This is a genomic window from Rhizobium sp. R635, from assembly GCF_002211285.1.
Taxonomy (GTDB): domain Bacteria; phylum Pseudomonadota; class Alphaproteobacteria; order Rhizobiales; family Rhizobiaceae; genus Rhizobium.
Genome location: NZ_LOKX01000001.1, coordinates 163,606 through 185,888, shown reverse-complemented (window position 1 = coordinate 185,888; position 22,283 = coordinate 163,606). Strand labels below are relative to the sequence as shown.

General features: G+C 60.5%; 23 protein-coding genes. All 23 read right to left on the bottom strand.

Features of this window, described 5'->3' with window-relative positions:
- Positions 1-19: 19 nt before the first annotated feature.
- The gene (locus tag ATY78_RS00895) at positions 20-1,780 is read right to left on the bottom strand and encodes a succinoglycan biosynthesis protein exop (protein ID WP_088680463.1); all 1,761 of its coding nucleotides are present in this window, start codon (positions 1,778-1,780) and stop codon (positions 20-22) included.
- A 163-nt stretch (positions 1,781-1,943) separates the two neighbouring features.
- Positions 1,944-2,786, bottom strand: a complete 843-nt coding sequence (locus ATY78_RS00890) for a WecB/TagA/CpsF family glycosyltransferase (protein ID WP_088680462.1) — start codon at positions 2,784-2,786, stop codon at positions 1,944-1,946.
- Between the two features lie 288 nt (positions 2,787-3,074).
- The gene (locus tag ATY78_RS00885; protein WP_088680461.1) at positions 3,075-3,614 is read right to left on the bottom strand and encodes a hypothetical protein; all 540 of its coding nucleotides are present in this window, start codon (positions 3,612-3,614) and stop codon (positions 3,075-3,077) included.
- A complete protein-coding gene (locus tag ATY78_RS00880; RefSeq protein ID WP_003570277.1) occupies positions 3,614-3,979 on the bottom strand; it encodes a hypothetical protein in 366 nt (121 codons plus the stop codon). Before ATY78_RS00880 ends, ATY78_RS00885 begins: the two co-directional genes overlap by 1 nt.
- An 11-nt stretch (positions 3,980-3,990) precedes the next feature.
- The gene (locus tag ATY78_RS00875) at positions 3,991-4,554 is read right to left on the bottom strand and encodes a rod-binding protein (RefSeq protein ID WP_088680460.1); all 564 of its coding nucleotides are present in this window, start codon (positions 4,552-4,554) and stop codon (positions 3,991-3,993) included.
- Between the two features lie 31 nt (positions 4,555-4,585).
- On the bottom strand, positions 4,586-4,999 hold the full coding sequence (locus tag ATY78_RS00870; RefSeq protein ID WP_088680459.1) for a hypothetical protein: 414 nt from the start codon (positions 4,997-4,999) through the stop codon (positions 4,586-4,588).
- 7 nt (positions 5,000-5,006) lie between these two features.
- Complete coding sequence (fliR, locus tag ATY78_RS00865; RefSeq protein ID WP_088680458.1) at positions 5,007-5,759, bottom strand: flagellar biosynthetic protein FliR; 753 nt, start codon at positions 5,757-5,759, stop codon at positions 5,007-5,009.
- Positions 5,756-7,843 carry a flagellar biosynthesis protein FlhA gene (gene flhA, locus ATY78_RS00860; RefSeq protein WP_088680457.1) on the bottom strand — a complete coding sequence of 696 codons (2,088 nt, stop codon included), beginning with the start codon at positions 7,841-7,843 and terminating at the stop codon, positions 5,756-5,758. The genes fliR and flhA overlap by 4 nt, the downstream gene beginning before the upstream one ends.
- A gap of 91 nt (positions 7,844-7,934) precedes the next feature.
- Positions 7,935-8,201: a flagellar biosynthesis protein FliQ gene (fliQ, locus tag ATY78_RS00855; RefSeq protein ID WP_011424049.1), complete on the bottom strand. Its 267-nt coding sequence runs from the start codon at positions 8,199-8,201 to the stop codon at positions 7,935-7,937.
- A gap of 89 nt (positions 8,202-8,290) precedes the next feature.
- Positions 8,291-8,713, bottom strand: coding sequence for a flagellar hook assembly protein FlgD (gene flgD / locus ATY78_RS00850; RefSeq protein ID WP_088680456.1), 423 nt, complete (start codon positions 8,711-8,713; stop codon positions 8,291-8,293).
- Positions 8,704-9,153 carry a flagellar biosynthesis repressor FlbT gene (flbT, locus tag ATY78_RS00845; RefSeq protein WP_085736226.1) on the bottom strand — a complete coding sequence of 150 codons (450 nt, stop codon included), beginning with the start codon at positions 9,151-9,153 and terminating at the stop codon, positions 8,704-8,706. Before flbT ends, flgD begins: the two co-directional genes overlap by 10 nt.
- Positions 9,150-9,497, bottom strand: a complete 348-nt coding sequence (flaF, locus tag ATY78_RS00840; protein ID WP_088680455.1) for a flagellar biosynthesis regulator FlaF — start codon at positions 9,495-9,497, stop codon at positions 9,150-9,152. Before flaF ends, flbT begins: the two co-directional genes overlap by 4 nt.
- 36 nt (positions 9,498-9,533) lie before the next feature.
- A complete protein-coding gene (locus ATY78_RS00835) occupies positions 9,534-10,580 on the bottom strand; it encodes a flagellar hook-associated family protein (protein WP_088680454.1) in 1,047 nt (348 codons plus the stop codon).
- A 3-nt stretch (positions 10,581-10,583) separates the two neighbouring features.
- The gene (flgK, locus tag ATY78_RS00830) at positions 10,584-12,071 is read right to left on the bottom strand and encodes a flagellar hook-associated protein FlgK (protein ID WP_088680453.1); all 1,488 of its coding nucleotides are present in this window, start codon (positions 12,069-12,071) and stop codon (positions 10,584-10,586) included.
- A 19-nt stretch (positions 12,072-12,090) separates the two neighbouring features.
- Positions 12,091-13,392 (bottom strand): flagellar hook protein FlgE, encoded by a 1,302-nt coding sequence (locus ATY78_RS00825; RefSeq protein ID WP_088680452.1) that lies wholly within the window; start codon positions 13,390-13,392, stop codon positions 12,091-12,093.
- A gap of 126 nt (positions 13,393-13,518) precedes the next feature.
- A complete protein-coding gene (locus tag ATY78_RS00820; protein WP_088680451.1) occupies positions 13,519-14,190 on the bottom strand; it encodes a winged helix-turn-helix domain-containing protein in 672 nt (223 codons plus the stop codon).
- Between the two features lie 280 nt (positions 14,191-14,470).
- On the bottom strand, positions 14,471-15,034 hold the full coding sequence (locus ATY78_RS00815) for a lytic transglycosylase domain-containing protein (RefSeq protein WP_088680450.1): 564 nt from the start codon (positions 15,032-15,034) through the stop codon (positions 14,471-14,473).
- Positions 14,976-16,436, bottom strand: a complete 1,461-nt coding sequence (locus tag ATY78_RS00810) for a flagellar hook-length control protein FliK (protein ID WP_088680449.1) — start codon at positions 16,434-16,436, stop codon at positions 14,976-14,978. The genes ATY78_RS00815 and ATY78_RS00810 overlap by 59 nt, the downstream gene beginning before the upstream one ends.
- Before the next feature lies 1 nt (position 16,437).
- A complete protein-coding gene (gene motC / locus ATY78_RS00805) occupies positions 16,438-17,727 on the bottom strand; it encodes a chemotaxis protein MotC (protein ID WP_088680448.1) in 1,290 nt (429 codons plus the stop codon).
- 10 nt (positions 17,728-17,737) lie between these two features.
- A complete protein-coding gene (locus tag ATY78_RS00800; protein WP_088680447.1) occupies positions 17,738-19,063 on the bottom strand; it encodes a MotB family protein in 1,326 nt (441 codons plus the stop codon).
- Positions 19,060-19,689 carry a hypothetical protein gene (locus ATY78_RS00795; protein ID WP_088680821.1) on the bottom strand — a complete coding sequence of 210 codons (630 nt, stop codon included), beginning with the start codon at positions 19,687-19,689 and terminating at the stop codon, positions 19,060-19,062. Before ATY78_RS00795 ends, ATY78_RS00800 begins: the two co-directional genes overlap by 4 nt.
- A gap of 201 nt (positions 19,690-19,890) precedes the next feature.
- Complete coding sequence (locus ATY78_RS00790; protein ID WP_088680820.1) at positions 19,891-20,853, bottom strand: flagellin; 963 nt, start codon at positions 20,851-20,853, stop codon at positions 19,891-19,893.
- Positions 20,854-21,153: 300 nt separating this feature from the next.
- The gene (locus tag ATY78_RS00785; protein WP_088680446.1) at positions 21,154-22,062 is read right to left on the bottom strand and encodes a flagellin; all 909 of its coding nucleotides are present in this window, start codon (positions 22,060-22,062) and stop codon (positions 21,154-21,156) included.
- Positions 22,063-22,283 lie beyond the last annotated feature (221 nt).

The window sequence follows — 22,283 nt, the reverse complement described above, 5'->3', positions numbered from 1 at the left end:
TTGCAAGGAAATGTTTCGTTCAGCGCAGCGGCTGCCGCGCATGAACACGAAGCTGGTCACGCAGGCCGGAGATTTCGGAGCGCAAAACCTCCACCTCATCGGCTGGCGCGGAATGCTGCACAGGCGCCGGCAGCGGTGGGACTTGCGGCCGGAATACTGCCATATCCTTCCCTGTGGGATCGGCGGCGCGCCTGCGCAGCCGCAGCAGGAAAGCCCCGGCAAGGCCTATCGCGAGGCCCGCCGCTGCACCGGTAAGCGACCGGGCGGCCAGGCCATCGGTTCCCGATACCGCTGTTGCCAACGGCGGCTTCAGGAGAATGATACGACCGTCGGTGGCCGTTTCCGCCGCTGCGGATGTTGCTTCCTCCAGGCGCGAGCGGGCAGCATTCGCCTTTTCCCGCAACTCGGTCAGGCGTGACAAATCGACGCCGGTGTCCCGGCTCTGGGCGATCAGCGTGTTGCGGCGGTCATTCAGGCCCTTGCGGGCATCGACGGCAGCCTTGGCAGCGGCGTTGGCGACCTGGGCAAGGCGGGTAAGCTCCTTGCCCATATTTTCCTTCAGACCATCGGTTTCGGCCTGCTGCTGCAACAGGCGCGGATGGCGCGGGCCGAGTTCGGTGGAAAGCTGCGCCAGCGCCGTTTTGGCGACGGCATATTTGTCTCGCCAATCCTGCAGCGCCGGCGACAGCATCTCGGCGGGCAACGAACCGGCGAGCACTTCGGCAAGCTTTGCTGCCTTCAGCCGATCGGCCTGTGCCTTGGCGGTCAGGATGTTCTGGTCGGCCTCTTTCAGATCGGCATCGAGCCCGTCGATCTGGCGGCGAAGGTCGATCGCCACCTTGACATTGCCTTCGCCGCTTTTTGCCGTGAATGCGGCGAGCTCGGCCTTGGCGTCGTCGTAGGTCTTGCGCAAGGCGGCATCGGTCTCCGCATTGCCGCCTCGCCCGTCTCCGCCGGCTGCTTCGGCAAGCCTTGCCGCGATGCGCGTGGATTTGCCGCTGTCGCCGGTCGTCACTCTCACGAGGATCGTGCCTGCGGCTGCATCCGGCAGGATCTCGACCGCATGTTTCAGCGTCGCCTCGGCGCGCGAGGCCGGATCGGCGGCAGCGCCGGTCGCCGACAGGAGATCGAGTGCGACGCCCAACGCGTTCGCGCTTGCGCCGGCGAATTCAGGATCGCGATCGAGCTTCAAGGCGGCGACCGTCGATGCGACCATCCGCGCCGACAACAGCCCCTTCGCGGCAGCCTGCGTGAAGGCGGCCCGGCTTGCGGCATCCGTCTTTACCGCAAGCGTCGTTTCGGCACGGTAAAGCGCAGGCGAGGCCGGCATCAGCAGAGGGAAGCCTGCGCCGAGGACCGTCGCAGCGGCGACCATCGCGGCTAGACCGAAGTGTCCCCTGCCCCGCTGCGACGCTGCCGGCCGGGCTTCGGCGGGCTCGTCGTAACTTGCGGCCGGCGGTTCGATTGAAATCACCGGCTCGTCGGCCGGGGCGATCTGCTCTTCATAGCGCGCGGCGTCCTGCGGAAGACGATGGCCGACGTCGTTGGCGGCATGCAGACGATTGCCGAGGATGGTTTCGATGCGATCGACCAGCGGCGCCGTGCGCGCAGCCCTCGCGCGCTGCTCTTCGAGCGCGCGGCCAATGGCGCGCAGCAGCTCCGCTTCGGGCGGCGCGATATCCGGCCCTTTCGGCTGGGGCAGTCGATAGGGATCGTCATCGGCGCGCCGGCCCGCGCCTGCGCGATCGTGGAAGCTGCTTCTGGCCCTGATATCGTACATTGCGCCACATCTCATGCACATGATGGCCGAGTTCGCTCATCCGCACGAAACGCAGATGATTAAGCTACTCTAAATATTCATGGCAAAGAAATGGTTAACCGCGGCGGCAAGAAACGACAGTGCCGCTTTCAGACGCCCGACGGGCGCTGCATTATCCGCTCGGTCAGCTTGCCTTCTTGTGATCCAGCCGCGGCTGCTGCGGCGCGCTGGTGTGCTCTTCGGGATAGCTCAGCATTCTTTCGCGCCGGCGGAAGCGGTAGCGCAGGACATGATAGAGGAAGACGGGGATGCCGATGATGTAGCGGCGCCAGAGGCGGGCCGGCTCCTGTATCAGGCGATAGGCCCATTCCATGCGCATCATCCGCACCGTCTTCGGGGCGCGCGGAACGGCGCCGGAGACGAAGTCGAAGAGCGCGCCCACCGTCAGCACCAGACGCGCATGATCGGCGCGGATATTGTCGTGAACCCATTTCTCCTGCAGCGGCGTTCCCATGCCGACGATCAGAATGTCGAGCTTCTGACGCTCGATCTCCTCGATGACGGGGCCGGAATTGACCTTGTCGAAGTAGCCGTCGGAAACGACGACGAATTCGTGCCAGGGCGTGTGCTTGCGGAAGTTTTCCGCCGCCGCCTCGATGACCGAGCGCGTGCCGCCGATGAGGCCGATGCGGCGCGGGGCTTCCATGAAAGTGAGGAAGGCCGGCACGAAATCGGTGCCGTTGAGATTGGCGGGAAACGGCCCGCCATGGGCAATTTGCGATGCGATGTTGAGGCCGATGCCATCCGGCAGAACCAGATTGTGCGACATGATCCGATAATATTCGTCGTCGCGCAGGGCCGTCAGCATGTTATGGGCGTTGACGAAGCAAACCACGGTCTGGCCGACGGGAATGGAGGCCAGCTCGTTGATGAAAACGAGGGCATCGTCCCAGCCAAGATCGCACACCGGCAGATCGAAGATCGTCCGCCGCGATGCGAGCACCGCGAAGTTTGCAATCAGATTCATCCCAACCTCCTGCCGAGGGTGCGTCATGCGCCCGACATCCCGGAAAACAAGCCCACATTTCCGCAACGGAGGTCTCGAAAAGGACCGGTCGCGTCACGCCGGGAGGGCGTCGCTCCCGAGGGGAGGCAGCGCAGACCAAGCTGTGACGTCTGATATAACAGGACTGGTTCAAACAACCCTTAGGAAAATCCCTCGGATTTCCCTACTCGCATAAGTGGTTTATTAACCACAAGCGCCAATGCAAAACGGCGCCCTTCAGCGCCGCTTTCGTCGATGATCGATAAGACCTTAATGCGCGGCTGGCGCCGGCGCTTCCGCTGCCGGCTCGGTCTCGACGATCTTGACGGGGTTGCCCACTTTCGTCGGCTTGCCGGCGGCGCCTTCCTTGACATCCTCCTTGGAGAGATAGTCGAGCTGTTCCAGCATCACTTCGGCGACATATTCGCCGCCGAGGCGCTCGTTCATGCCCTTCTTGATCTCCTCGCGGAAGGCCTGCGGATCGAAGGATTTGAGGTGAGCGATATCGACCATCTTGTTGCCGACGAGCAGGCTGAAAAGCTCGTCCGTCGTCATCTCGGTCAACGGCAGCGTCACACCCTTCAGCATCTCCTTGTTCATCATGAAGGAAACGCGGCCAAGGAAATAACCGGTGATCGCACCGTCGCCGATGATCGGGACCGTGATCGTTTCACCCTTGACCAGCTCGAGCGTGCTCTGCTTGGAATCCGTTGCCACAGGCGCCGGCGCGGTCGCCAGGTACACCGAAAAATAGACGGAAGCCAAGGTGATGGCGCAAACCCAGACACCGGTGAGGACGAGCTTGATCATCAGTTTCCACGCGCGGCGAATTGTTCCTGGGAATAGGTGCCGTCAGCATCGGCATCCTGAACCGCATTCTTCAGGAGGTCGGCCACGGCGCGAACTGCTTCGAGATGCGCTTCGACGCGGCGGGCATTGAGAACCAGCTTCTTCTTCAGGCCGTGCAGCTGATCGAGGTGGGCAGCGGCGAGCTCGGCCGGATCGGTATCGCGGAAAAGCATCGACAGCTCGTAAAGGCAGCGGCTCTTGTGCGCGTTGGAGACCTTGAGGTCGAACTGCGGATCGCTGCCGATCCGGGTGTTCTCATTGTCGATGATCATTTCGAGGCGTCCGAGAACGGATTTGATCCTGTATTCGTTCGAAACTATTTCCATTGTACCCTCGGTTATGCGTCGCTTGCGTTCTTGGCTTCGGCAGTCGGCGTGCCAAAGGTCTTGCGCTGGAAGTCGTCGATCATGCTGAGTGCGGTATTGCGGTCGCGGTCATCGGTCGAGGCATTGACGATCTTGCCTTCCTGCCGGCGCAGCTGTTCGCTGTACATCTGCTTGGCGATGCCGATGCCGTCACCCTTGGCCATGGTGTTGCCGAGCTGCTCGGCCATCATGCCCTTCCAGATATCGCCGGTCGCGCCCTTGCCGTAGACGTCTTCGCTTTCGCTCGGCAGCATGGACTTGACGAAATTCTGCAGAACCATCGCCTCGAACTTCCGGTAGCTTTCCGGAACTTCCTCGGTCTTGGTGCGATTCTGGATGTTGGAAAGGCCGCTCTTCTGGCCGATATGGTCGAGAACGTCCACGGTATTGGAGAAGCCCTTGCCGTTCTCGGCGAGGCTCGTGGCGGCAAAGGCCGCACGGTTTGCCTTCAATTTTTCCTGGGCCACCTGAACCTCCATGGGGTCGGCAGCTTTGACAACGTCCAGGACCAGATCACTGGGGGGCGAAATAGCCACGTTACAATCCTCTAAATTAAGATCGTAGCGATTATGGTTTTTGAAGCTTGCTGGAGGCTGGCGTTGCGAATTGCTGGTCGATGACATCATAGACCGCATTGTCGTCGGCCTCGCGGCGCTCGGCCTCCAGGGCGTCCTTCATGCCCTCTTCCAGGCGATCGCCCTTGGCGCGCTCACGGCTCAGCCGCATCTCATGGACCTGCTGCATGCCGGTCAGCTGCTGGTCCTTGATGGTGAGCCTGCCGAATCGGTCGGCGTAATTCTGCGAGAAGGCGTGATGGACGGGGTCCATCGAGCCGAGCGCAAGGATGACATCGTCCATCGCGGCATTGACCTCGACGCGCTGGCGGCTGGTTTCGGCGAGGTCGTTCTCGGCCATCCGTTCGATGTGGCGCTGTACAGAGAGAAGGCGCTTCAGCCTTTGGGAACGGTTCTTTTCGATCATGCCCGCCTCATCGCCCGATATAGATCGAATCGAAGGACTGGCCGAACTGGCTGACCAGCGCCGCAATCGAGAAATAAATCAGGAAGAGCCCGCCGAGCAGCAGGTACGGTGTTGAAATGAAGTAGACCGGGATCTGCGGCGCCAGCTTGTTGATGAAGCCGATCGAGACGTTGAAGATCAGGCCGTAGATCAGGAAGGGGCTAGCCAGCCGCAGCATGATGTAGGTCGTCTGTTCCAGCGTATCGGTGAAGGAGATCAACGTCGAGCGCATCTGCACCAGTCCGCCGAAAGGCATGGTCGTGTAGGAATCGATCAGCGCACGGAAGACGATGTGATGAAAATCCATGATGAAGAGAATCATCATGCCGGCAAAGGTGACAAAGGCCGAAAGGCTGGTCTCCGGCGTGTCTTCGATGACGTCGGCAGAACCCGGCTGGGTGTAGCCGACCATCATGGCGAGGATAGAGGCGGCGAACTGCATGCCGAGCGTGTAGATCCTCGCCAGCATGCCGTACATGACGCCGATCAGCGTTTCGCTGAAGATCAGGCCGATATAGGTCCCCGCCCCTGTGTGGACTGCGGGATAGATCGTGTCCCAGAGAAGCGGCATGACGGCGATCGAAAGCGCGCCTGCGATGAAGACGCGCAGCTGTTCGGGCACGCGCGCCGAGGAAAAACCCGGAAGAGCCAGGACACAGCCGCCGATCCGGCAGAAAACCAGAAACAGCGCGAGAACGGTCCCTTGCGGGTCTGTTATCATGAAATAGAGCCCAAAATCTTTATCTCGATGCCCTTGGCCAGTTCGACATGCGACAGGACCGGCAGCGTAGCGAACAGCCGTTCGATGATCATGCGCACATAGGAGCGTGTTTCCGGCGACGTGACAAGTGCGAATGGCAGGCCGCGATCCATGAACTCACGGATAACTTTGGTGGCCTGCTCACTGAACTCTTCGAGGCTGCGAGGATCGATGTCGAATTCGATCACTTCGCCCTTGGCGTCGCGCTTCAGCGCCTGATGGAAAGCGAGATCCCATTTGCTGCCGAGTCTCAGCACGCGCAGCACGCCGTTGTCGGCGAGATCCCCGCAGAGCTGCTGAGCCATGCGGATGCGAACGTGCTCGACGATCTGCTCGGTCTTCCTGACATGCGGGGCGAGTTCTGCCACCGCTTCGAGGATGAGATGCAGGTTGCGGATCGAGACGCGTTCGGCAAGCAGCAGCTTCAGTACCGCCTGCAGGCCGGAATAGGACATGTGCGACGAGCAGATTTCGTCGGCAAGCTTCTTGTATTCGGGATCGAGCCGATCGATCAGCACCTTGACGTCCTTGTAGGACAGAAGCTGCGGCAGGTTGTTGCGGATGACCTCGCTCATATGCGTCAGCACGACAGACACGTTGTCGATCGGCTGGAAGCCCTCGCGTTTCAGATCGTCGGCGAAGTTTTCGAGGATCGAGACGGCCGGCATGCCGAACGCGGGTTCGCGGATTTCGTCGCCCGGAATGCTCGGCCGGCGGCCGGCGCCGGTGACGACGAGGACTTCGCCGACACGCAGCAGGTTCGAGGCCACCGTCGTACCGTGGATGCGGATCTGGTAGGACTTCTCGGCGATGGCGATATCGTCCGTCACCTTGATCTCCGGCACGACGAAGCCGTATTGCGTGGCGAACTTCTTGCGCATCTTGCCGACGCGGAAGGCGAGCTCCTGATGAGCGCCGAGCAGGCGGGTCGACACCATCTTGCCGAGCGCGAGCTCGATCTCCGAGGTACGCAGCACCGACTTGACCGAGTCCTTCTCCAGCTCCTTGGTCTGGACGACCTTCTTTTCCTCCTGTTCGCGGCGAAGCTTGTTTTCAGCTTCGACCTGACGCGGAATGAACCAGGCGCCGAAGGCGAGAAGGCTGCCGAGGATCACGAAGGGGACAAAGGGCAGGCCCGGCATCAGGGCGAGGACGAACATCAGCACGGCCGAGACGGAAAGCGCGCGGGGATAACCGCTCAACTGGTTGACGACCGCCTGGTCGGTGGAGCCGGTGGTGCCGCCGCGCGAAACGAGAAGGCCGGCTGCGAGCGAAACGATGAGGGCCGGCATCTGCGAGACGAGGCCGTCACCGACGGAGAGCTTGACGAAGACGTCGGCCGCTTCGCCGATCGGCATGCCGTGGCGGAAATAGCCGATGATGATGCCGCCGAAGACGTTGATGGCGGTGATGATGAGGCCGGCGACGGCATCGCCGCGCACGAACTTCGACGCACCGTCCATCGCGCCGAAGAAGGAACTTTCCTCTTCGAGCTCCCTGCGCCGGCGCTGGGCTTCTTTCTCATCGATGATGCCGGCCGAAAGATCGGCATCGATCGACATCTGCTTGCCGGGGATGGCATCGAGAGTGAAACGCGCGCCGACTTCGGCGATACGCGTGGCGCCCTTGGTGATGACAATGAAGTTGATGGTGATGAGGATCAGGAAGACGATCAGACCGATGACGAAGTCGCCGGACATGACGAGGCTTGCGAAGCCGGCGATGACGCCGCCCGCCGCATCGTGGCCTTCATTGCCGTGGGACAGGATGACACGGGTCGTCGCGATGTTCAGCGCCAGCCGGGTCATCGTCGCGATCAGCAGAATGGTCGGAAAGGACGAGAAATCGAGCGGCTTCTGGATCCACAGCGCGACCATCAGGATCAGCACCGAGAAGGCGATTGAGAAGGCCAGCCCCATATCGATCAGGAACGGCGGAATCGGCAGGAAGAGAATGCAGATGATGCCGATGATGCCGAGGGCAAAACCGATATCGCGCAGGCTCGGGGCGACTTTCGGAAGGGGGAGTGCAGGTGGTTGCGCCATGACGATTCCGTCTCTTCATGAGAGGAGGCGGACACGAGGTCCGCCCAATTCGGATCGAGAATTAAATGGCGAAGCTTGCGCGAAGGTGGGCTCAGAAGCCGGACTGGATGCGCGAGAAGACGAGATTGGTGAAAATGGAGATCTGCGAGCCGACGAAGGGGGCTGTGATGCCGACCACGACCAGCACGGCGACAATCTTCGGCACGAAGGTCAGCGTCGCTTCCTGCACCTGGGTCAGCGCCTGGATCAAGGCAATGACGAGACCCACCACCATCGCGGCGAGGACCGCCGGACCGGAGGCAATCAGCACGGTCCAGATCGCCGCTTGGAACAGATCCAATGCATCAGCTTCATTCATCCGAAGGCAACCTCATATCGCCTTGAGGCGGCCCCGCCATTGCCGGGCCGCGTTGGTTGGCATCAACAGGCGCGTCGGCGCCTGTCGCATCAGGAGCTGCTCGGAGCCTCGTCGGCAACAGTGATTCCCGCCTGCACGAGTATCTTACCGCCATCCGTGGTCGTCGCAATGATGCCGTCGGAATAAACCTTGACGGAATCGATGACGCCCTTGACGGTGCCGTCGGCGCTTTCCATGTACTTGCCGACATAGCTGCTGGCCTGGGTGAGGCTCGAGCTCGCCAGAAGCGTGTCCAGCTTGGTATTGGTCTGGATCGTCTGCTCGACCTGCGAGAAGGTCGCAAGCTGTGCCACCTGTTCGCTGGCGTCCATCGGATCGGTCGGATCCTGGTTCTTCATCTGCGCGATCAGCAGCTGAAGAAAGTTGTCGTAGTTCATTGTCGCTTTTTTGGTCGCACTCGACGTGCTCGTCGAGGTCGAGCTGGTTACGCTCGACGTTGCATCTACCGCCATGGTGCGATCTCCCTGCGAATCTGCTCGACCATGGTCGGCGGCATTTCGTGGTTGTTGAGGATATTGTCTTCGATGGCGTAGAGGCCACGAATGGCCTTCAACGCATCGAAGGCACGGCCGGTCGAGACGAGCGCGTCGATGCGCTTCAGCTCGGCAAGGATCTCCTCATTCTTGAAGCAGGCGAGCAGCATGGTGATCGACTTGCGGAACATCGCCGTCGAATGGTCCTTGCCCTCGGGATTGATGAGGATCATCTGCGCGATGAAATAGAGCTGGCGCAGCGGCGTCGTGGCGCCTTCCGGCTGGAGAACGTGGTTTTCGAGAAGGAACGTCACATCATTCAGGAATTCCAGCGCGACCTTGCGGTCAACGCGCAGGACGGCGCCGTTGATGAAGATTCTTTCCCCGGCTTTCAGAGAAATGCGAAGTGTACTTTTCATTTAAGTCCATCCCTGATGATGGTGGTAACGTCGATAATGCCCTGGTAGTTATTAGACAGACGTTTTCTGATCCTGTCGCATTCCTTCAAGATCCAGATCGCGATCGAGATGAGGTTGGCCCTGAGCTCGATCTCCAGCTGGTTGTCGGGATGTTTCAGATCCTCAATGAAGCTGATCCACACCCGTCTCGTGTAAAACAGGGCTTCAATGGCTTCCCGTCCATATTTTTCCTTGTCGCGCGCCACCGACAGCAGTTCAATGGAGCGGTCGAGGACCTGCCATTCCCGCTCTTTCGCGTCGGCCACCGAGTCCTGCATGACTTCGGCATATGAGAACTGATACATTCATGCATCCTTCTTGATATCGCGCGCCTTTGCTCATCAAAGGTAGTTTACTAGACTCAACTGCTGGATCTTCGAAACGATAGTGTAGGCGGTTTCAAGCTGCGTTTCCAAAGTCTTGACGAGGGTCGAGGCTTCGTATGGATCGACGCCCTGCAGATCCACGAGCTTGTTCTTGATGATGTTCGACTGAGCGTCGAGCGCATCGTTGGACTTCTTGACGCGTTCCTGGGAAAGGCCGAGCTGGCTTGCCTGGGTCACGAGGCCCGAGGTCGCCTTCGTCGTATAGCTGATTGCCTTCTTCGAAACCGTGCTCATCGCATCGGTGCTCAGGTTCTGGCCCAGCAGCGCCGAGGTCACGACCGAGGCAAGCGCGAAGTAGCGCATGCCTTCGGAATTCGCGTTGGTCGAGGATTCGATCACTTCCGAGTTGCTGATGCGGCTCGTCATGTTCTGGCTCGATGCCTGCGACCAGCCGGTCGTCGGGTCTGTCCAGGCGGTCTCGCTGAACATCGGCTCGACCTGAGTGGTGATGAAGGTGTCCATTTCGGCGCCGGTCAGTTGGTTGACCGGTTTGCCAAGACCCGTCGCATAAGTGTTCAACGCCGTAACGATGGCTGCGCTCGTCGCAGTCGTCTTGTCGGTCAGCGGCTGCACGTCGGTGTTGATGCCCGAGAACAGATATTCGCCGTTCACCATGGTATTGGACGTGTCCATCATCGTGGACAGGGCGCTGGTCGCTGACTGGATGGCGACCGTGATGCTGCCGGGATCGTGGCTGCCCTGGAGCGCCGTCAGCTTCGAAACGAGACCGTCGCCGACGTCCTTCATCTTGGAAAGGCCGAGCTGCGAGGATTCCATGCGCGCGGTCACAAGCGAATTGCTCGATTTGATCGAGTCTATCCTGTCGACCTCGCGGCTGAAATCCACGCTCCTGGCGGCATTGCCGCCGAGCGAGACACCGATATCCGCATAGACTCCGGTCGTTGCTTCCATCGTCGCCTTTGTCATCTGGTTCTGCGCCTGACGGATCGTCAGTCGCATCGCATTCTGAATGGCCGAACTTGAAATAAATGAGCTCTTCATGGCTTAACTCGCAATATCCAGCAACGATTTCAGCATTTCGTCAACGGCGTTCAGGATCTTGGTCGCCGCCTTGTAAGACTGCTCGATGTCGAGAAGCAGCGTCAGTTCTTCGTCGAGATTGACGCCCGTCTCGTTGGAATAAGCTTCATCGGAGCGCGACAACGCCGCCGATGTATTTTCCGCCGCCGTCGTGGCGTTGCTGCGGTACTGCTCGAGCCAGCCCAGGGAATTCGTGGCGTATTCCAGGATACTGACGTTCGAATCGATACCCGTGGTAGCGTCGAAACCGACCGGCGCTCCCGCTGCCGGGTCGAAATCGATGTCGGAACTCATCGCGGTATATAGGCGATCAAGTTCAGTTGTGTAGCCGCTGACGCCAGTTGTATTTTTGACGAGGCCGGTGGCGTTGACACCGCCGTCACGCAGGCGCATCGGATCGCCGCCCTGCGAGGTGATCACGCGGGTGCTGACGGTGATGCTCGCCGCCATGCCGGCGACGGCCGTGCCGCCGGTGTCCACGGTGCCGCCGCTCCAGGTAAAGAGGCCGGGAACATAGGCCGGGCCAACTGCGGTGTTCTGCTCCTTGAAGAGCGAGACCAGGCCGCGGGCGACTTCGTCGAGCTGCTTCTGGAAATTGGGAGCGATCTCATCGCGGATCTGCAGGAGCGACTGGAGGCTCCCCTGCCCCGTCGTCGTCGAGCCTTTGCCGAGCGGCAGTGCGACACCGTCGATATAGACGGAATTGCCGACGGTCGTGGCGGTATAGACATCCTGGGATTTGAACGTCACCTTGCGCGGGATCGTCTCGAAGAGGATCGTCCCATCAGGCGTGCTCAGCACCATGTCGTTATTGTCGCGCGTCGTCGCGCTGACGCCGACGATCTGCGAAATCTGCTTGAGGACCTTCTCACGTTCGTCGAGCGCGCCGGATGCATCCGCGCCGGAAGCCGTGGCGGTCTTCACCGCATTGTTGGCCTTCTCGAACTCGCTCAGCAGCGTATTCAGCTTATCGACCGCGGTGCCGATCTGCTTGTCGGCGGTGGCGCGAACGTCCTGCACGGATTTCGACGCGTTGTTGAGCGAGGTAGCGACGTCCTGGGCTGCGGTGATAGCGCCCTGAGCGGCGACCGTGCTGCCAGGCGAGGTTCTGAAAGCCTGAAGCTTCTCCTGGAAAACGCCGAGATAGGTGGACGGCGACGTTTCGTAGTCGTTGCCGCCCATGATCGATTTCAGGTCCTCGAGACCGCCCAGCAAGGCCTGCTGGGCGCTGTCCTGAGAAGACGTCTTCAGATACTGGCGCAACAGGGCATCTTCCTGTGCCCGGTTGATCTGGACGACCTGCGCCCCGTTCAGGGACGTGGTGAGCATCGCCTGCCGGCGCACGTAATCCTTGTTGCCCGCATTCGATATATTGTTCGATACGACACTGCTCTGCGTGCCGGTATTGTTGAATATGTTCTGTGCGGTATTAAGTGCGGACGTGAGCGACATGGCTTACCCGTTACCTTACTTATCTCTTGAGGTTGACGAGTACGTCCATGATGTCGGAACCCGTCTGGAAGACCTTGGAATTGGCGGTATAGCTGCGCTGCGATTCGATCATCTCGGTGAGTTCGCCGGCGAGGTCGACGTTCGAACCTTCCAGAGCACCCGATTTGATCGTGCCGAGGCCGTTGGTCTGCGGGAAGCCGGTAACGGTAACGCCGGACTGACCGTTGGCGCTGTAGACGTTGCCGCTCATCAGCGTCAGCTTGTCGGGGCTTGCGACGTTGGCGAGCGGGATACGGTAAAGCGGCTTGGTGCTGCCATCCTCGTACTTGGCGTAGACGATGCCGTCGCCGTCGATCGTCACATCCTTGACGGGGGTCGCCGCCTGGCCGTTCGGCGTGCCGGTGCCGGAGAAGTCGGCGCCGAGTTGCGTCAAGCCGGAGAAATTCATGGCGATCGTCTGGCCGGTCACGCCATCGGTGATCGTGACGGCGCCGCTCGATGTCATCTTGCCGTTCGCATCGAAAGTGAGCGATCCGGTTCCGACTGCGCCACCCGCGCTGTAAGGGAAGGATGTAGTGCCGCCAACCGCCGCGTTGGCGTTGCGGAACATCGCGACTTCCCAGGTGGCCGCAGTCGCGGGAGGGGCCGGCGGCGGCGCTGCCGCGACCGAGGTTTTCGTGAAATAGAAGTCGTACATCACTTTATTGCCGAGACGGTCATAGGCGACCATCGAGACCTTCTTGGTATCGGCCGTGGTGGTGGCAAGGTTGGCGCTCGGGACTGTCGCAGGCGCGACCGGGATATTGGCGTTGGAATCGAGATTGCCCTTGAAGACACCCGAGGTCGAGGCGATGGCGGTCAGGCCATCCTGGCTGACGTTGACGGGAACGAGGCCGTCGAAGCCGTTGACGACGACTGCGGGGGAGCCGGAATTGTATGAATAGCCCATCAGCTGGAAGCCGGCTGCGTTAACGAGGTTGCCTTCGTCGTCCTTCTGGAAGTCGCCGGCGCGGGTCAGGACCGGCGTGCCGTCAGGACCCTGGACGATGAAGAAGCCGTCGCCCGAAATGGCGAGGTCGGTGGTCGACGTTGTGTAGGAAATGTCACCCTGATCGGAGACGGCCTGGCGGACAGAGGTCTGAACGCCGCCAGAATTGTAGTTGCCGCCCGAGGAAGGCAGAACGAGCGACGAGAAGCTCGTCGACACGGCCTTGTAGCCGGTGGTGTTCACGTTGGCGATATTGTCGGCGACGGTGCTGAGGCGGTTCGCCTGCGCGTTCATCCCCGATACTGCCGTCTTCATGCTGCCGAAAATGCTCATCTGAAAACCTCGTTTTACCTGTTAAGCTCAAGAGTATTTGGCGGGCCTTGCGTGAAGCTGTCTGTGATGCGGACAGCGAGGCCAAATATCCAGGTTCAGCCGGGCGCTTCCGTCCGGCTGAAAAAATCAAGCCCAATCAATGCAGTAACCAAGGAAGCGCTTGGAATCGACCGGGTCGACGCCGAGCTTCTTGCGCAGCTTCTTGCGCAGCTTCGAGATGTGGCTTTCGACGACGTTCTCCTCGACCTCTTCATCGAAGATGCCGTAGATGGCGTTGAAGATCTGGGTCTTGGTAACCCGGCGACCGCGGTTGGCGATCAAATATTCGAGGATGCGGCGCTCGCGCCGGGGAAGCGCGAAGACCTCGCCGTTGATCTCGGGATCACGGCCGTCCGAAAAGACGCGGATCGCACCGATATCGGTGTAGTTGGTGATCGCCTTCAACCGGCGGCGAATGGCCGCCGCCCTTGCGAGAATTTCGCGGGGGTGAACCGGCTTGCGCACCACGTCGTCGACGCCGCAATCGAAAAGCGCAAGGGTGTTTTCCAGCGAGGGCTGATCGCTGACCGCGATCACCGGCGCCATCGACCGATCCCGGATCGCCCGGGGCAGTTCCAGATTGCGCTGGCCCTGGCCGATCAGGAAAGCCTCGACGGCTGCAATGTCGGAATCCGCGGCGGTCTGCACCCACTCGCCGAATTCCGCTGGATCAAAGCCGGTGGAGGGAATGCCCTCACGGCCAAACAGAGATGTGTATCCATCTTTCACGAGCTCACGCTCATCAACCACTACGATCATTCGTCCGCCTCCGAATCAGTGTGGCACTTCGATGATCTATGGGTACGAATCGCGCGAATCGGCGACAACTCGTTAAAGTTAATGGCAGAAATTAATAATTGATTAAGATCCGGGTGGCGATTTGATCTATATCTAGTAGGCGCCCATATTTATGCACACAAAAATTTCGTGGAAAAGTTAACGCTCTCTTAATTATGACTTGCGCACGGGATTCGTGCCGGATTCCTGCCATATTGTGACACAGTTTCGTCACAATACCCATCTTCAATTTTTGATTGAATTAATTCTGGCAGAAGTTACTCGCATTGGGAGTCCACTTGCCATAGCCGGTAGCGACCAGATTGGAGATGACGCGGCAGACATATCGCTTCTGGGCAGGGTCATTGTTCGGCCCGGCATGGTATCTGGCTACCGCCATCGTCCATGTTTCGTGACGATCATGCAGGTTGCGGAGGAATTTTGCTGCGTATTCCACGTTGCGATGGGGGTCGAACATATCCTCGGCGGAGCCGAAATTCCCGCCGTGATAATAGTGGTTGATCTGCATGCAGCCGATGTCGATGAGCTTCGCCCCGCTTCTGCGGGCGACATCGAACTGCTTCATGGCGTCCTGCTCGGAGGGGGGAAAGATCGCCTTGCCTTCAACATTCATGGCGTAAGGATAGAGCGACCCCTTGCGGCCGGTCTCCGTCAGACCGACCGAATAGAGGATGCCCTCCGGGATGCCGTATTTGGCCGCTGCCGACTGGATCTCGCGTTCGCAGGCACCCGTGGAGGCCGACGCCTCAGAGGTAAACGCCGCCAGCGCTGCCGCTGCCAGGCCGGCCAGCAGAAACCTCTTCAATCCCGGTCTCGCCTGCGCCATTGAAGCCTCCGTCCGTCCGCTGCGCCGTCTGATAGTGGCGCTCGCGCGCCTCGCCGCCCTGCCCCTGCTGGGCAAGCGACTGCTGGGAGCCCTGGCCCTGGCTGCCTGCCTGATTGCCGGCATCGGCACGCTCGACCGGCGCCATGCTGACGGTGACATTCTCGATCGTGTAACCCTGGCTGCGCAGAGCTTCGAGAATCTTGCCGTGATCTTCCTTCAACTGACGATAAGCCGCGCCCGTCTCGACCTTGAGATCGACGTTCAGCGCATCGCCGGACAGGCGCATGGTCGCCGTCACCAGACCGAGATCGATCGGGTTCATCTGGATCTTCAGCGTATTGACCACCTTGCCGGTGCTCGTCCATTCCGCCGCGTTGGAGAGCGCCGAGCTCGGTTGCATGGCGCGGGCCCATTCGGAATCGCCGGAAAGGGCCGCCGTGACGGCGGCGGAATTCGAGTTCTGCGCCAGACCGATATAGCGGCGTGATTCGAGGACCGAAACATTTTCGAGATCAGCCTTCTTGGAGCCATCCTTCGGTCCGGCTTGATCCGCGCCGATATGCATATCCATCGATACGCCGCGGCCATCGGCGCGGCTGATCCTGAACGTCCTGCCATCGGCGGCGTCGGCATTTTCCGCTCCGGCAAGCCCGACGTCGTCCGCCTTGCTGCTCTCGGCGCTGCTGACGGCCGCCAGCGCGTCGGACGCATGGCCGCCAAGCTTGGCGTCGGCGCGGTCGATCTTCTTGTCGCCTGTTACCGCTTCATCGGCCTTTGCGGACGCCTGATGCGCGACGACTGCGCCGGGCAAAGCCACGGCACTTTCGGCAGGGTCCTGCTTCAACAGGCCGAGGACATCGGAAATGCCGCCGTCGTCATCCCCGCTGCTATCTTTATCCGTATCCGCTTCCAGTGCGTCGGCCTTGGCATGCTTCACGCCCTTGGTTGCCTGCGCGACCTCGGCTGCAGCACCGTCGTTCGGATTGAGCTTGCCGAAGGCCAGATCGGCGGGCATTTTCGTCTGGTTCTTGGCGAGCTTGGCCGCAACCTTTCCGACATTGGCCAGATCGGTGATCGTTTCCGGTTCTGCGTCAGCCTGCGCCTTCAGCGCGGCATCGCTGAGATCGATCAATGGCTTTGCGCCGCTGCGGCCGCGGATCGCCCGCGCCGCCTTTTCGGCCGCGCCTTCGGCAACCACGCCCTGGTCCGGCTGTGTCTCATCGGCCTGGTCGTTGGCCGAACCGCCGTTCGCCTTGGCAAGCACATCGGAGAATCCGTTCTTCTGGTCGGCGGCGTCAGCCTTTCCGGCCTGGCGCGAAGACTTCGCAGCCGCAGCCGCCTCCGTACCTGGGGCACCGCCCGAGACGCTCATATCCATCATTTTAATTGCCTTCCTGCGCCAGAAGACTGTCGATCTGGTCGAGTCTGGATCGACTGGTCGTCACAAATGCGTTGAATGAGGGGTCGGTATCCTGGCTCTGGCCAGTCGATGCCACACCTCCTGGAACAGGCTCGGGATGTGCGCTTGGCGCTCCCGGTTGCGTGGCTAGAGCCGCAGCCTTTTCAGAAGTGATTTCTTGATGATCATCATTAGGGTTGGATGCTTGCGTCAGGCTTGCCGGATCGGGAGCGCGCAGGATCTGCTCGGCGACGGATCTCGCCGCCTCCTGAAGCGCCTGATCCCGCGGCGAAAGCGCATTGCCGTCGATACCGCTGACATTTTTCGCCGCCCGATCGATGTCGTCGGTCGGCAAGCCGGCCATGCCGCCGTAGAAATCGGCAAGCGGGCCGAAGGCATTGTCGGTGCCGGCGCCGAGCGATTGCACGCGTTCCACCGCCATGCGCGCCAGCTCCGGCTTGCCTGATATTGCGGCGGCGCGCGCGATGCGCAGATAGACCTCGCGCTGGCGCGGAGCATCCATGAAGGACAGAATGTCGATAACATCCTGCGGCTTCACATCATGGTCATGATCGACGACGAGCTTGACGAAGAGATCGGCGAACTGGCCGGCATAGGGCGAATGCAGGAAGCGCCTGATATAACGCTGCGAATAGGCGAGCCCCCTGTCGAGCATACCCTTGTCGAGGCAGATTGCGACGGAGCGGCGCAACGCCGCCTCCTCGACGATCGTACCCGGCGCGGCGAGACGCGCCTGGTCGTAAAGATCCAGTGCGTCCGTCGGTTTCGTCGCGATCAGCACGTTGCCGCCGATCAGCGCAAGATAGGGGCCGATCTTCTTGTCGCGATACTCGCCTGCCGTCTCCTCCAGCGTCTTTGCGACGAGAAGGCCCTTGCCGCTCAGATATTTGCGCAGCACATCGGTAACACGGTTGTCGAAATAGCCGTTGACGTCGTGGGCGATCAGATATTCGAGCGTCTGGGGATTGCCGCCGCTCATCGCGTAGATCAATGCGGCATCGACATTGCGATCGTCGTCGAAGACCGAGGGATCGACGGTGCGCAGCCGCTGATCGATCGTGCCCAGCATGAAACGCTGCATCTCGCCGGCCGAATGGTCGCCGGCGGCCACGGAATCCTGAACGAATTGAAGCGACCGCAGCATCTTGTACGGCGCAAGGTCGTCCGGATCCTCGGCATTGCCTGCGGCCGGCGAGAATATAGCCAGGCCGAGAGCCACAAATCCGAGGTAGCGATGCTGACGACGCGCCATCCGACTATCCTTAATCCGCCTGCACCAGAATCTCGATCCGGCGGTTGGCCGCGTCGAACGGATCGGTCGTCACCTTCAGCCGGCGATCGGCGAAGCCGGAGACCTGGGATATGCGCTTCTCGTCGAGCCCGCCGCGCACCAGCATGTAATAGGCGCTCTGGGCGCGATCCATCGAAAGCCGCCAGTTCTCGTTCTGCGTCCCTTTATATTGGCGCCCGTCCGTGTGGCCGCGGATGGCCACAGCCCCGCCCCTATCCTTCAGTATCTCGCCGATCTTGCCCATGGCGAGCACCATTTCCTGGCGCGGAACCGCGGAACCGATGTTGAACATCGAGTCGTCGTTCTGGTCAGAGATGCTGACGAGAAGGCCGCCTTCGGCCGCCGTCACGGTCAAACCTTCTGCGAGTTTGCCGGCAACCCCGCCGATCTGCTGGGCGATCTGCTGCTGGAGCTGCTTTGCTTCTTCCTGCTGCTCCGCTTCCTTCTGCTGCTCTTCCGTCTTTGCCGCGCTCTTGTCCGCGTCCTTCTGATGATCGGCGTCCTTTTGCGCGTCGGCCTTCTTGTCGTCGGGCGTCTTGCCAACCGCCTTGCCATCCCCTGCTTCGGCCGCGCCCTTGGCGTCCTTGGCCGCTTTCTGGTCGGCCGGCGTCACCGGCTTCACGTCCTCGGGCTTCACAATCTCGGCCTTTGCGATCTCGGTTGTCTCGCTCGGCTGCTCATCGCTCTTGCCGGGAGGCTGTGACTTGCCGGCCGTCGTGACCTCGACCTGCTTCGTCCAGAAATCCGGATCGAAGGGGTCGCGATAGGCTTCGCCGCCATCGGCGCCCGTAGCGGGGCCGGAATCAGCCGCGCCGCCATCGCCCTTGGCGCTGACATTGGCCTGTTGGCCGACTTCCTGCGCGATCTCGGCGAGAACCGAATAGGGATTTTCGAAGAAATCGGCTTCAGAATAATTGGTATGGTCGCCTGAGGTCGAGGTCTGGTCGTCACCGTCCGCAGCTGACTTGCCCTCGGTCGGATTTTCTTCCTTCTGCTTCGACTTTTCCTGCTTCTCCTCGCCCTCGTCATTTTTGACGGGCTTCTTCAGGCCCTTCTCGGTCGGCTTTTCGTCGGCAAGCTTGATCGGGTTGAAATAGGTCGCGACCGCAGCCTTGGTCTCCTCGTTGGCGGCATTGACCAGCCACATGACCAGGAAGAACGCCATCATCGCCGTCATGAAGTCGGCATAGGCAATTTTCCACGCACCGCCATGGGCGCCATCGTGATCGCCGCCGCCATGTCTCTTGACGATGATGATCTCGTTCTTGCCGTGGTGGTGGTTTTCGCCTTCACTCATTCGAGAACTTTCTTCAAGCTGGCCGCCCAGGCGGACATACGGGTGACGATGACGGATTCGCCGATTTCGACGGCAAGATCGATATCGTCGGTCTCAATGTGGCGAACCGCTCCGGCATGGTCGCCGAGCTCGGTCTTTAACCTGTCGAAAAGCCGTACCGGCCCCCTGACGACGATCGGTCCGGCAGCGCCTTCGAGGATCGCGTCGCGCAGCAGCGCGGCAAGGTTTTCGGCAGCCTTGGCCGCGAGCGCTTCGGTCATGACAGGCGCGATGGCGGCTGCGGCGCCGGCGCTGACCAGTTCGGCGACCTCTTCGGCAATATCGCGGATACGGGACGCAATAACCGCCGCCGCCTCGACTTCGTAACGAAGCTTCAGTTCCTCGAGCTCACGCGCATGGACCTCTGCCAGTGCCCGCGCCTCGAGTTCGTATTTCTCGGTCAATTCCGCAGTTGCCGCCGCATGGCCTTCCGCATAGGCCTCGCGGCGCTCCGCCTCGACGTCGATCGCCGGTTCGCTCGGCATTTCAGGAAAACCATTGCCGGCGAAATCATCCACGTCGATGATCGGCGCCGGCGATTCCGGTTCGCCGAAATCCTTCAAATACCGGGAAAGCGAAATGCTCATAAAACCATCCAGCATTCGCGAGGCATGCAGCATGCCTGCCCCGCTCTAAACGACCTTGCGCGCCGTCATGCCCTCTCGAAACGGGCAAGGGCTTGACCTTGCACCGGCACGGATTCGGACGATGCCTTCATGCCGGAAACTAGGAAGTCAAACTTGCGCGAGGATGAATGGCCCTGCCGCCATCCGTAATCGCGCCCTCCCCTATTCCAGCAGAATGAGGATCTTGCTTGACGCCGTATTGAGGATCGAGATCGCTTCGACGGCCATCTGTTTCTGTGTTTCGATCGCCTTCTGGCGGATCGAAGCCTCATCCATGTCGGTATCGACGAGCGCGCCGACGCTCTTGTCGATCGAATCGGACAGGTTGGCGGTATAGTCGACCTGATCGTCGATGCGCGCCTTCATCACGCCGATGGAAGCGGCCGTCGTCGTCAGTGAGGAGAGCAGCGCGTCGGTCACGTCGAGCATGTCGGCGAGCTGCGCGTCGGTCGTGTTCTTGCCGATCGCAATCTCCGTACCCGTCGCCGGCGTCGTCGAATTGGCGTTCAACAGGTAGTAGTTGCGGGGACCCGTCCCGCTGTTGTTGATTGCCTGGGCGTCGACCGGTTTGGTCAACAGGCCGCCGCTGGCATTGTTCTTGTCGATGAGGATGGTCTGCGACGAGGGGAAATCGATGCTCTGGGCCTGATACTCGCCGGTCGGCGCGCGCACGAAGCCGGAGATTACAGACCATGTCGGCGGGGCGGCCGCATCACCATTCAACAGCCAATTTTCACCCGCAAACGATGTCGATTCGACGACCGTCTGCAACTGCTGCTTATATTCGCTGATCTCGGCATTGATCTTATCCTTGTCGGTGCCGGGCTCTCTTGCCGAAACCAGCTTGGTGCGGATCTGGGTGATGAGATCGATCGCTGAATTCATCGCCGTATAGGTCGCATCCACCTTGGCGGCGCCGAGGCCGAGCGCATCTCCGATCGTGCCGAGATTGGTGCTGTCCGAGCGCATGACGGTCGCGATCGACCAGTAAGACGCATCGTCGGCGGCCGTTTCGATACGATATCCCGAGGAAACTTGCTGCTGGGTCTGGCTGGCTTCTTTGTTGATGCTGCGCAGCACCGCAAGCGCATTCACCGCGGCCGCGCTGGTAATCTTAACGGTCATCGACAGGGTCTCGGAATAAGATGAAAGGGCAGGCCGGATTGCCGGCGGCGACGGAAGTGGCGTCATGCCTCCGGCAGGTTCCACCGGCTTGTCGCAAAAGAGCAAATCAACTCAAAGCGAAGTTAACTCGATATCAACCTGTTCGGCAAGAGCGGAGGACCGAACGTGCCGCGCCTATTCCACCGCCAACTAACATATTGTAATAAAAAGAAAAACCGCGCCTTTTCGGGCGCGGTTCGAGAGGCTTTTCGTTTGCCCCCGGACGAGGGCGCAAGATTCGGTCCAGCTTCAGTGTCCGACTTAGCTGCGGAAGAGCGTGAGGATGTTCTGAGCGCTGGAGTTGGCGATCGACAGCGACTGGATGGCCAGCTGCTGTTGTGTTTGCAGCGCCGTCAACTTGCTTGATTCCTCTTCCATATCGGCATCGACGAGGCGGCCAACGCCCGAGTCGATGGAGTCACTGAGGGAAGCGACGAAGTTTTCCTGCAGGTCGATGCGAGTGGAAATCGAGCCGAGCTGCGAGGCCGCCTTGGTCATTGCTTCCAGGCCGGCTTCAATCGCCGTCAGAGCCATGGAGATTTCGGTCGAGCCGAAGCTGGTGATATCCATCGTGTAGATCGAACCGATCGTGCCGCTTGATGTGCCAATAATGCCGGAGGTCGTCTCGATCGCTCCAACCGAAGTCATGCCGAACAGGACGTTGCCCATCGAACCCGAGCTCAGGACGTAATCCGTGGTCTTGACTGAAACATTGCCGTTGCCGTCACGAACGAAGGTCGAAACGACGCTCTTCGTGGAATTGCCTGCAACCCAGTTTTCGCCGGAGAAGGAGGCCGACTGAGCGATACTCATCAGCTGCGCCTGCAGCTGCTTGATCTCTTCCTGCACCTTGGTCTTGTCGACACCCTTTTCGGTCGCTGCCACGATCTTCGACTTGATCTCGCTGATGACGTCGATCGCGCTGTCCATGGCGGAATAGGCGGTATCGACCTTGGCGGCGCCGAGACCGAGCGCGTCGGACACGGCCGACAGAGCCTTGTTGTCCGAACGCATGGTCGTCGCAATCGACCAGTAGGCGGCGTTGTCGGCTGCTTTTTCGACGCGGTAACCCGACGATACGTGATTCTGTGTATCTTCAAGGCTGCCGTTGATGCCGCGGAGCGTCTGAAGAGCGGCCATTGCCGCAACGTTGGTCAAAATGCTGGACATGAAAGTGATTGCCCCTAGTTGGCTGATGGGAAAAGGGACATTCCGGAAAGCCACCGGGAACGGGGATCAGCCTCATGCCTGTTAACCGGTTCTTAAATTTGGTTAACTCGCCGTCTCGTTGACCCGAGAAAACAGCATTATGGTTAATCAATAGTTAATGAAAATAAAAAAGCCGCGCTCCATCGAAGCGCGGCTTGATTCCGGAGGCCCACCGGATGACC

Coding starts and splice junctions, on each gene's coding strand:
- flgK (WP_088680453.1), bottom strand. CDS start 12,071: ATGTCGCTCACGTCCGCACTTAATACCGCACAGAACATATTCAACAAT.
- flhA (WP_088680457.1), bottom strand. CDS start 7,843: ATGGCGCAACCACCTGCACTCCCCCTTCCGAAAGTCGCCCCGAGCCTG.
- fliQ (WP_011424049.1), bottom strand. CDS start 8,201: ATGAATGAAGCTGATGCATTGGATCTGTTCCAAGCGGCGATCTGGACC.
- ATY78_RS00800 (WP_088680447.1), bottom strand. CDS start 19,063: ATGAGTGAAGGCGAAAACCACCACCACGGCAAGAACGAGATCATCATC.
- ATY78_RS00870 (WP_088680459.1), bottom strand. CDS start 4,999: ATGATCGAAAAGAACCGTTCCCAAAGGCTGAAGCGCCTTCTCTCTGTA.
- flgD (WP_088680456.1), bottom strand. CDS start 8,713: ATGGCGGTAGATGCAACGTCGAGCGTAACCAGCTCGACCTCGACGAGC.
- ATY78_RS00890 (WP_088680462.1), bottom strand. CDS start 2,786: ATGAATCTGATTGCAAACTTCGCGGTGCTCGCATCGCGGCGGACGATC.
- ATY78_RS00825 (WP_088680452.1), bottom strand. CDS start 13,392: ATGAGCATTTTCGGCAGCATGAAGACGGCAGTATCGGGGATGAACGCG.
- ATY78_RS00795 (WP_088680821.1), bottom strand. CDS start 19,689: ATGAGCATTTCGCTTTCCCGGTATTTGAAGGATTTCGGCGAACCGGAA.
- ATY78_RS00835 (WP_088680454.1), bottom strand. CDS start 10,580: ATGAAGAGCTCATTTATTTCAAGTTCGGCCATTCAGAATGCGATGCGA.
- ATY78_RS00880 (WP_003570277.1), bottom strand. CDS start 3,979: ATGGAAATAGTTTCGAACGAATACAGGATCAAATCCGTTCTCGGACGC.
- flaF (WP_088680455.1), bottom strand. CDS start 9,497: ATGTATCAGTTCTCATATGCCGAAGTCATGCAGGACTCGGTGGCCGAC.
- ATY78_RS00895 (WP_088680463.1), bottom strand. CDS start 1,780: ATGTACGATATCAGGGCCAGAAGCAGCTTCCACGATCGCGCAGGCGCG.
- flbT (WP_085736226.1), bottom strand. CDS start 9,153: ATGAAAAGTACACTTCGCATTTCTCTGAAAGCCGGGGAAAGAATCTTC.
- ATY78_RS00790 (WP_088680820.1), bottom strand. CDS start 20,853: ATGACCGTTAAGATTACCAGCGCGGCCGCGGTGAATGCGCTTGCGGTG.
- ATY78_RS00785 (WP_088680446.1), bottom strand. CDS start 22,062: ATGTCCAGCATTTTGACCAACGTTGCGGCAATGGCCGCTCTTCAGACG.
- fliR (WP_088680458.1), bottom strand. CDS start 5,759: ATGATAACAGACCCGCAAGGGACCGTTCTCGCGCTGTTTCTGGTTTTC.
- ATY78_RS00810 (WP_088680449.1), bottom strand. CDS start 16,436: ATGATGGATATGAGCGTCTCGGGCGGTGCCCCAGGTACGGAGGCGGCT.
- ATY78_RS00885 (WP_088680461.1), bottom strand. CDS start 3,614: ATGATCAAGCTCGTCCTCACCGGTGTCTGGGTTTGCGCCATCACCTTG.
- motC (WP_088680448.1), bottom strand. CDS start 17,727: ATGGCGCGTCGTCAGCATCGCTACCTCGGATTTGTGGCTCTCGGCCTG.
- ATY78_RS00820 (WP_088680451.1), bottom strand. CDS start 14,190: ATGATCGTAGTGGTTGATGAGCGTGAGCTCGTGAAAGATGGATACACA.